At 43.3% G+C, this 10,064-nt stretch carries 8 protein-coding genes; 6 read left to right on the forward strand and 2 right to left on the reverse strand.

The genetic code is table 11. From position 1 onward, the window contains the following. The first annotated feature begins 81 nt into the window (after window positions 1-81). Together I2483_RS15920 and I2483_RS15925 are read left to right on the forward strand one after the other, a co-directional pair. A complete protein-coding gene (locus I2483_RS15920; RefSeq protein ID WP_207278083.1) occupies window positions 82-498 on the forward strand; it encodes a DUF3888 domain-containing protein in 417 nt (138 codons plus the stop codon). 162 nt (window positions 499-660) lie between these two features. Beyond that, complete coding sequence (locus tag I2483_RS15925) at window positions 661-1,023, forward strand: hypothetical protein (protein ID WP_207278084.1); 363 nt, start codon at window positions 661-663, stop codon at window positions 1,021-1,023. A 325-nt stretch (window positions 1,024-1,348) separates the two neighbouring features. On the opposite strand, the gene I2483_RS15930 is transcribed toward I2483_RS15925, so the two are convergent. Next, window positions 1,349-2,869, reverse strand: coding sequence for a CoA-acylating methylmalonate-semialdehyde dehydrogenase (locus I2483_RS15930; protein WP_207278085.1), 1,521 nt, complete (start codon window positions 2,867-2,869; stop codon window positions 1,349-1,351). A 22-nt stretch (window positions 2,870-2,891) separates the two neighbouring features. Further along, a complete protein-coding gene (locus I2483_RS15935) occupies window positions 2,892-4,253 on the reverse strand; it encodes an aspartate aminotransferase family protein (protein ID WP_207278086.1) in 1,362 nt (453 codons plus the stop codon). A 338-nt stretch (window positions 4,254-4,591) separates the two neighbouring features. On the opposite strand from I2483_RS15935, the gene I2483_RS15940 reads away from it, so the two are divergent. From I2483_RS15940 to preA, 4 genes are all read left to right on the forward strand, one after another. Further along, window positions 4,592-5,839, forward strand: a complete 1,248-nt coding sequence (locus I2483_RS15940; protein ID WP_207278087.1) for a Zn-dependent hydrolase — start codon at window positions 4,592-4,594, stop codon at window positions 5,837-5,839. Between the two features lie 63 nt (window positions 5,840-5,902). Then, a complete protein-coding gene (hydA, locus tag I2483_RS15945) occupies window positions 5,903-7,306 on the forward strand; it encodes a dihydropyrimidinase (protein ID WP_207278088.1) in 1,404 nt (467 codons plus the stop codon). A gap of 27 nt (window positions 7,307-7,333) precedes the next feature. After that, window positions 7,334-8,677: an NAD(P)-dependent oxidoreductase gene (locus tag I2483_RS15950; RefSeq protein ID WP_207278089.1), complete on the forward strand. Its 1,344-nt coding sequence runs from the start codon at window positions 7,334-7,336 to the stop codon at window positions 8,675-8,677. Window positions 8,678-8,689: 12 nt separating this feature from the next. Next, window positions 8,690-9,952, forward strand: coding sequence for an NAD-dependent dihydropyrimidine dehydrogenase subunit PreA (gene preA / locus I2483_RS15955; protein WP_186670948.1), 1,263 nt, complete (start codon window positions 8,690-8,692; stop codon window positions 9,950-9,952). The last annotated feature ends 112 nt before the right edge of the window (window positions 9,953-10,064 follow it).

Genomic DNA, 10,064 nt, shown 5'->3' on the forward strand with positions numbered 1-10,064 from the left:
ATGTATGGCTAACGGCGCGTTTAATAAAAAATAGCATTGTGGGAAGGATAAGGAGTAAATACAAATTTGAGGTGAATCTTGATGAATAAGAAATACTTATTTTTATTTGGGTCAGGATTTTTATTTTTGGTATTTACTGTTACGCAAGTTGTTAATTCAGAAACCGTTTTAAATGAAGAAGGAATGTATGCCACGACAGAGGATATTATTTTAGACATTGTATTCCCAACTGTTGATAATAGGGTGGTGAAAGAGTATGGGCAAGATCCTCTTTTTGACTGGGAATGGAAAAGAATTATGGATATAACTTACAATGACAATCATTCCTATGATGTTTCAATAAAAATTGAAATTCCTTCTGAAAATCCTGATGATTATAAAGAAGACCTAGTTAAGGTAAGGATTTCCCCACCCTGTGACAATGATAAGATAAATAAGTTGAAATGTGATCATGGATTCAAAATTGAACTAGTAGATTATAAACATTTATCGCCGTGAGAATTGCAACTGCTACTCAGCAAAATGGTGCATTAGTCATAGACTAAGGGTTGCTTAGGCAGCTCTTTTTTCTTTTTGAAATAACTGCATAGTGGAAGAGGGAGGTTATCTGAAACGTTAATAAATTATTAACGACTAATAAGAAAAGTGGGTGAAAAGTATATGAAGATAAAACTTATATATTTAGAAATAACAGCATTTTTGATCTTGTTAGTTGTTGGTTGTTCGAATAACCAAGATGTAGGGAATTTCATTGATACAGATAGTTATGAAAATGTTAGAAAAATTGCTTGGGAGTTTATCGAAGAAAAAGGTTGGAATGACGCAGCTAAAGAAGGCTGGCAAAGCGCGAAAGTGAAGAAAATGATTGCTGATAATAGTTATGAAATGTTGGATAAAACTTATGAAGGAAAAGATGTATTAATCGTTTCATTTGAAGACAAAGAGAATGTTGTAGTGGGTACACCTCTAATACTTGTTGACCCGGATCTCAATGTAGTAATTGGCTATATGGCAGGTGAATAAATAAACTATTATTAAGCTCCCAGGTAGCTTTAGTTGAACAGTGCATAGATGAGCATGTTCAACGATTGACTTGATATTATGCGGTGTGATCTCATGCAACTATCCAATCCCGCTTATTGTTTGGAAACGGATTAAAGAGAAAATAGAACATCATAAAACCTTCTGACAGAAGCAGGAAGGTCATGATCCTGCAGCAGTTAGTACATATGATGCGAAAAAATAAAGTTTGAGAGACTTACACCTCATCCAATTGAATAGAAAACACCGGAAATCCATCGACCAAAACTCGGCGGGATTCCGGTGTTAGTTTATTTTACGCGCACCATCAGTCGTTGTTACTTGGAAAAGCAAATGTTGATGCGGATTCGCTGTTTTCTTCAAACCACTTTTCTGAAATGGTTTTGGTCTTGGTGAAGAAGCGAACTTGGTCAGGCCCGAACATATGCCCCTCACCAAATCTAGAGCGTTTCCAGCCGGCAAAGTTATGATAACCAACAGGAATTGGAATTGGCACGTTTACCCCAACCATTCCGACGTCAATCTCCGTTGTGAATTTGCGAGCGGCCGCCCCGTTATTCGTAAAAATTGTAACACCGTTACCGAGCTCATGTGCATTGGTTAAGGCGATTGCTTCCTCTAATGAATCTACCCGAACGACGTTACGAGCAGGACCGAATACCTCTTGCTCATAAACTTCCATGCCAGGTTTAACGTTGTCTAATAGGGTAGGACCTAGATAAAAGCCGTTGGAACTTTCAGCGATGTCTGGATTACGACCATCGCATACGAGTGTAGCGCCTTCTGCTAGGCTCCGGTCTATAAAGCCAATGATTGCGTCCTTTGATTGCTTTGTAATAACGGGTCCAAAATCAACGTCAGATTCTGTGTATGGACCCACTTTCAATTTTGCGATTTTATCGGCAAGTACTTTGACAAGGTTATTCGCTGTTTCTTCGCCAACGGGAATGATTGTGGAAATGGCCATACAGCGCTGGGAAGCGGCTCCGAAAGCCGCCCCTAAAAATGCGTTTGCGACCTGTTCCAAATCTGCATCAGGCATGACGATCATATTGTTTTTCCCGCCACCTAATGCCGTAACGCGCTTGCCGTATTTTGAACCGGTCGTGTAAATATAATCAGCGACTGCTGTGGAGCCGACAAACGAAATGGCTTCAACAGCAGGGTTTTCTAATAGCTCGTTGACCGCATCCTTGTCCCCATTGATGACTGTCCAAACACCATCTGGTAAACCCGCTTCTTTCCACAGTTCCGATAAAAATAATGCGGAGCAGGGAACGCGCTCGGACGGCTTTAAAATGACAGAATTGCCGACTGCGACCGCCATACAAGTCATGGCAAGTGGCACCATCACTGGAAAGTTGAATGGGGAAATCGCTGCAACAACGCCGAGTGGTGCTTTTGCGGAATAAGCATTAATATTCCCACCAACATTGACGGAGTACTCGCCTTTTAATAGGTGAGGGGCATTGATGGCCAAGTCGACGGATTCTATACCACGTGTGATTTCACCCCTGGCATCCTCGATTGTTTTCCCGCTTTCGATACAAATGATGTCGATGAGCGCATCCATACGTGCGGTCATCAATTGACGAAACTTCATAACAATTTCAACGCGTTTGCCAACCGACAGGGCGCGCCATGCTGGAAAGGCTGCTTTGGCTGTTGCAATTGCGCCTTGCACTTCCTCTTTCGTTGCAATAGGGACGCGTGCAATCACTGCCCCAGAACTTGGATTGAAAACATCTGAGAAATGACCACTTGTGCCTGCAACGATTTCACCATTTATAAAATGCCCTAGTTCTTTTACCTCTGTATTCGTTACCATATATTCATTTCCCCCTTGTGTTTTACGCTTTTGGCAGCAGTTCATTTAAAGCGAGCGTAAGTTTTTCAACAATCAAATCTTTTTCTGCTAATGAAATAATCAGTGGTGGAGCGAGTGTTAACGTATTGTTAAAGCCTGCAACTGTGATACCATTTTTCCCGATGATTAACCCTTGTTCTTTACATAAAGCGATGACTTTGTTGACGGCAGTACCATCAAGTGGCGCTTTGGTGTTTTTGTCGCTCACAAGCTCAATGCCAATCAGTAAGCCTTTCCCGCGGATGTTGCCGACATTTGGATGATCCTTTAAGTTTTCTTGCAGTTCCGCATGGATAATTGCGCCCATTTCTTCTGAGCGAGCAAATAAATTTTCGTTTTCCATGATTTCGATATTTTTGAGGGCAACTGCACAAGCCGCAGGAGAACCACCGAATGTGTTGACGTGGCGGAAAAAGTCGTACTCCTCGCTTCCAGCAAAGGCCTCATAAATTTCGCGACGCACAGCTGTAGCAGATAACGGCATATAAGCGCTTGTTAAGCCTTTTGCCATTGTGACAATATCCGGTTGAATGCCATAGTTTTGGAAGCCAAATGCTTTGCCTGTACGTCCGAAGCCGCAAATTACTTCATCAACAATAAGCAGGGCCCCATGCTTTTCACAAACTGCTTTTACCCCACGCAAATAGTCCTCATGCGGCATAATCACGCCGCCGCCGGTAATAATAGGCTCGAGTATAACGCCGGCAATCGTCTCGGAAAATTCCCACGTCATGACATTATCAATCGCCTGAACAGACGGTAGAGCAGCTGCTTCTGTAATATGATCTTCGTTTGCACGGTAGGCATCTGGTGGTGCAACATGAATGAAGCCGGGTGCTAACGGTTCGTATTTATATTTGCGCTGTGCTTGCCCTGTTGCTGCTAATGCCCCCATTGTATTGCCGTGGTAGGCACGATAGCGAGAAATAAATTTGGTGCGATTTGTGTGACCTTTTTGCTGATGGTATTGACGTGCGATTTTGAAGGCGGCTTCATTCGCCTCTGAACCACTATTAGAGTAAAACACAACGTAATCATCGCCTAATAATTCGCTGATCTTTTCGCTTAGTTGAATGGCAGGGATATGCCCAATGGATAGGGGGGTATAGGCATTTTCCAGTAATTGCTCGTAAGCGGCTTTGGCGAGTTCCTCTCGACCGTAGCCAACGTTCACACACCATAAACCAGACATGGCATCTAAATAACGTTTCCCATCAATGTCCGTTATCCAAGCGCCTTTGGATTTCTGAATGATTGTCGTAGCGTTAGGGTTGTAGGGCTTCATGGAATGCCATACATATTGTTCATCTTTTACTTGCCAATTTTGACTCGTTAAATTCGTCATCGGACATCATCACTCCTCATTTAGATTATGCTGTAAATCTCCACTAATTCATTCGGTAGGTAAAACATGATTAAATCAATTCATTCTTCTGTGCTACTACAAATACCACTTCGATTCAAACCGCATTGTCCAACTACTAATAACTACTTTGGGAATAGAGTTTCCTTTATTATTTTGCCAATCATACCGTAACAGCCTCTTATTATATAAACAAGCTCCCCAAAATATGCGTCGGCACCTATTTTCTTAGTATTATTTCTGCACAGTCCGAATACACTTTACTTGATAGTTTTTAACCTAAATTCCTAATTAATAACTATGAAAGAGAGGACTAGCATATGTATAAATGTAATAGTAATCGATTGCAGGGGTTAATTGAACAGTTCAGTCAATTTGGCGCAACTGCCAATGGGGGCGTAACCCGTTTGTCCCTTTCAAAAGAGGATGTATTAGCGAGGGACTACTTTTGTGAAATATGCATAGAGTTAGGCATGGACATACAAGTAGATGATATGGCAAATATCTATGCGATTCTACCAGGAAAAAAAGATTGCCCACCAATTGTAATGGGATCACATTTAGATTCGGTTGAAAAAGGTGGCAGGTTTGATGGTGTCTTAGGTATTTTAACCGCAATAGAGGCGATACGAACGTTAAAGGAAAACGATATTGAGCTCGAGATCCCATTAATGCTTGTGAATTTTACGAATGAAGAAGGTGCGCGCTTCGATCCGGCGATGATGAGTTCTGGTGTTATTGCTTCAAAATTCAGTAAAGAAAAAATGCTACAGTCTGTCGATAAAAATGGCATTACTTTTCAAGAAGCATTACAGGAGAGTGGTTACGCGGGCGAGAAAGGAAATCGTTTAACAGAAGCCCTTGCTTATATTGAGCTGCATATTGAACAAGGACCGGTATTAGCAGCAAAGCAACGTGAAATTGGTGTGGTCGAAGGCGTTTTAGGCATGGTGTGCTATCAAATTACCGTGACAGGTGAATCAAATCACGCTGGCACAACGCCGATGTCGATGCGTAAAGATCCGATGATTGTGGCGTCTCGTATAATTTCGTCTTTGCATAAGCAACTGTGCAAAATCGACGAAAAACTTGTGTTCACATTTGGGCGTATGAACGTGGCACCTAATATTCATACAGTCATTCCGAACGAAGTAGTGTTTACCATGGATTCGCGTCATCAAAATCCAGAGGTGATGCGCAAAGTGGAGAAGCTATTGACAGGCTTAGCTTCAGAGGAAAACGGTTGCCACATTCGCTCGGTCAAGCTATGGGGGCGGGAAACGGTATTTTTTGATGTAGCTATTTGCAATGAAGTGGAAAAGTCATGTCGTGACTTTGGTTATTCCTTCCGTCGAATGTTTAGTGGGGCGGGGCACGATGCGCAGTATATCGCAAGCATCATCCCCTCAGCAATGATTTTTGTTCCAAGTATCAAGGGGAAAAGTCATTGCGAGGAGGAAGAAACGACATTTGAAGACTGTGCAAAGGGGGCAGACGTGTTACTGGAAACCGTGTTGACACTACAAACGAAGTTCAGCAAGGGAGAAAAATACACTTTAAATTCATGATTAGCCAGTATATTAATAGATTTCGCTGAATTTTATATTCAATAATCGAAGGGTGAGGGTAGTATGAAAAAAGTGATAACAGGTGGACTCATTGCGACAGCAACAGATATGTATGAGGCAGATATTTTAATAGAGAATGGAAAAATCGTGCAAATCGGCAAAAACTTATCAGCTGACGGAGCGGAAATTGTAGATGCAACGGGTAAATACGTGATGCCGGGGGGAATTGATCCGCATACACATTTGGATATGCCCTTCAACAACACGGTGACAGACGATGATTGGAAGTCGGGTACAATTGCGGCTGCCTTCGGTGGGACGACGACCATTTTAGATTTTTGCTTATCCGCGGGTGAAGAAAAACTTGCGACGGCTGTGGAAAAGTGGCATGTAAAAGCAAAGGGCAAATCAGCCATTGACTACGGTTTCCATTTAATGATTAGTGATTTAACGCCTGAAACAGAGGCTGAGTTACCGTTGTTACTAGAGCAGGAAGGGATTACGTCTGTCAAGGTGTTCATGGCTTACGCGAAAGAATTCCAGGCGACAGACCGTACGCTGTTCAAAGCCTTTAAAATCGCTAAAGAAGTGGGCGCTGTTGTCATGGTGCACTGTGAAAATGGCTCAGTCATTGACGAATTAGTAAGGGAGGCCAAGCAAGCTGGTCAGACGGCACCGATTTATCACGCACTGACGCGTCCCGCAGAATTAGAGGGTGAGGCGACGAAACGAGCCATTGAACTAGCGCATATCGCAGGAGCCAAGCTTTATGTTGTACATGTTACTTGTAAAGAGGCACTTGATGAAATTATCGCAGCGCGTGAAAAGGGCTATGACGTGTATGGGGAAACTTGTCCACCCTATTTAACGCTCGATCAGTCAGCGTTAGCACAGCCAGGCTTCGAGGGGGCGAAATATGTTTGGTCACCACCTCTTCGCCCGAAATATCATCAAGAGCATTTGTGGAATGCGTTAAAAGCCAAGCAACTGCAAACAATTGGCTCGGACCAATGTTCATTTAGCTTTAACGGGAAAAAGCAATTAGGGTTGAATGACTTTTCTAAAATTCCAAATGGTGGACCATTTATCGAAGATCGTTTTAGTATTTTATTTTCTGAAGGTGTGGCGAAAGGGCGAATTACCATCAATGACTTCGTCGATATGATTTCGACAAGTGCCGCAAAAATTTTCGGCTTATATCCCCAAAAAGGAACGATTGCTATTGGTTCTGACGCGGATATCGTCATTTTTGATCCTACGGTGAAACGTGAAATTTCGGCGAACACCCACCATATGAATGTCGACTACAACCCGTATGAGGGCTGGGAAGTGACAGGAGAGCCTATTAGTGTACTTGTACGTGGTGAATACGTCATTAAAAACAAACAATTTGTAGGAGCATTAGGCAGTGGCCAATATATAAAGCGTGCCCTACAGCCGACGACTGCACAAACAATTAACGTGTAAACATCAATCCATGGGGGGAATGTTTCAATGTCTTCGCAACTCGAACGGAATTTTGTGGAAATGAATAGCAGGATGACAAAAAATGAAGCTTTAGAAGAGGCTAATCGCTGTCTGTACTGCTATGACGCACCTTGCATTACAGCATGTCCGACAAGTATTCAAATTCCGAATTTCATCAAAAAAATTGCTTCCAATAATATGAAAGGTTCGGCCATGACGATTATGGAGGCAAATCCGGTTGGTGCAAGCTGTGCGCGAGTATGCCCCACAGAGGAATTATGTGAAGGGGCATGTGTGTTAAATTCCTCTACCAAGCCTATTAAAATCGGGCACTTGCAACGTTATGCAACAGATTGGGCGATGGAATCAGATGTCGAGCTATTTAAAAAAGGTCAACCAAATGGACAAAAGGTAGCAATTGTTGGCGCTGGTCCGGCTGGTTTATCGGCAGCGCGTGAGCTTAGTCGCTTCGGCTATAGTGTCACAATTTTTGAAGCAGAAGCAAAGGCGGGTGGCTTGGGCAACTACGGCATCGTGTCATTCCGATTACCGAATGATGTAGTGGATTGGGAAGTGGCGCAAGTTGTAAAGCTTGGTGTGGACATTAGAACAAACACAACAGTAGGTGTGGAAATTTCTGCAGAGGAAATTTTAGCGCAATATGACAGCGTTATTTTAGCAGTTGGTATGGGGGCCGTTCCTAATCTTGGCATTAAAGGTGAGGAACTAGCTGGCGTTCATGATGCGATAGAGTTTGTAAAGCACACGAAAATGGGCGCACTGACAGAAGATTTAATCGGTAAACGTGTTGCCGTCATCGGTGCTGGTAACACAGCCATTGATGGTGCAACCTGTGCTGTGCGACTAGGTGCGGAGCAGGTGGACATTCTTTACAGAAGAACAGAAAAAGAGATGACTGCCTACCAGTTTGAATATGAATTTGCCAAGCAGGATGGCGTTGGATTTAAGTGGTTGACAGCGCCGAAACAAATTATCGGTGATGAATCAGGGCAAGTAGTGGGACTTGAATGCGTCAAGATGAAGCTTGGAGAGGCGGATGCAGACGGCAGGCAACGACCTGAAGTAATCAAGGGATCTGAGTTTATTATAGAGGTGGAAGCGGTCATTAAAGCAATTGGACAAACGCGCTTTGTCTCGCTCATTGAAGCGTTTGGATTACAGCATACGAACGGAGTAGTAGACATTGACGAAACGACTATGCAAACATCGAATGACAAAGTGTTTGCCTGTGGAGATGTCGTGTTCGGCAATGGCCAAGGGGAAGCAATGGTGGTAACAGCTGCACAGCAAGGGAAAGATGCTGCTTACATCATTCATGAGCGTTTAAGAAAACCGAGCGAGATCGCATAGGGGGGATGTAGCATGGCAGACTTACGAATTGACTTTGCGGGGATTAAATCACCAAATCCATATTGGTTAGCATCGGCACCACCGACTAATTCGGGCTATCAAGTGCAACGTGCATTTGAAGCGGGCTGGGGTGGCGCAGTTTGGAAAACATTGGGGGAACCAATTTTAAATGTTTCATCGCGCTTTGCGGCTGTAAGCTTTAACGGACAAAGAGTAGCGGGCTTTAATAATATTGAGCTTATTACGGATCGTCCGTTAGAAGTTAATTTACAGGAAATTCTTGAAACGAAAAAAAGGTTTCCTAATCATGCCATTATCGCTTCATTAATGGTAGAGCCACAGCAGGAAAAATGGCATGAGATTGTCAAAAAAGTAGAAGCTGTGGGCGTTGATGGTCTTGAGCTTAACTTTGGTTGTCCACATGGAATGGCAGAACGGGGAATGGGGGCTGCCTCTGGTCAAGTCCCTGATTTGGTTGAAAAGCAAACACACTGGGCGAAGGAAGTTGCACGTACACCAGTTATCGTCAAGCTAACGCCAAACATTACGGATATTACGATGACGGCAGAAGCGGCAGTGCGTGGCGGGGCAGATGCCGTTAGTATGATTAATACGATTAACAGCTTAGCGGGTGTCGATTTAGATTCATGGAATACGGTTCCGCATGTTGCTGGGAAGGGCGCACATGGCGGATATTGTGGGCCTGCTGTCAAGCCGATTGCGCTAAATATGGTCGCAGAATGTGCGCGGAATCCTTTCGTCAATGTACCAATTTCCGGAATTGGTGGCATTTCTAATTGGCAGGATGCTGCGGAATTTATGCTGATGGGTGCAACAGGCGTACAAGTTTGTACAGCAGCGATGCACCACGGATTTAGTATTGTCGAAGATATGATTGATGGACTTAATAATTATCTGGATGAAAAGGGCATTGCCTCGGTCATGGATTTAGTCGGTAAGTCGGTCCAACGCTATTCTAACTGGGGTGACTTAGATTTAAACTACAAAGTTGTTGCTGAAATTAATAATGATGTGTGTATTAATTGCAATAAATGCCATATTGCGTGTGAAGATACGTCACATCAATGTATTGACATGTACACAGAGAGTGGTCGTCCAATGCTAAAGGTGCGTGAACAAGATTGTGTAGGCTGTAATTTATGCTCGATTGTGTGCCCTGTAGACGGTGCGATTTCGATGGTCGAAAGAATGTCCACTATTGCGCCAATGACTTGGAACGAACGTCAGTCACTTATCAGCAGTTTTGATCGATAAAAAAGAGGTCAATTGTTTTTTGTAGATAAGAAAGTATACGTTTTTAGACTTGGAGCAGTGTCTAGACTCCAGGCGCCAGCCGCTCGGGTCATAAGCAATCCAGCTATGTGGC

The sequence above is a fragment of the Sporosarcina sp. E16_3 genome (assembly GCF_017347125.1).
GTDB lineage: Bacteria > Bacillota > Bacilli > Bacillales_A > Planococcaceae > Sporosarcina.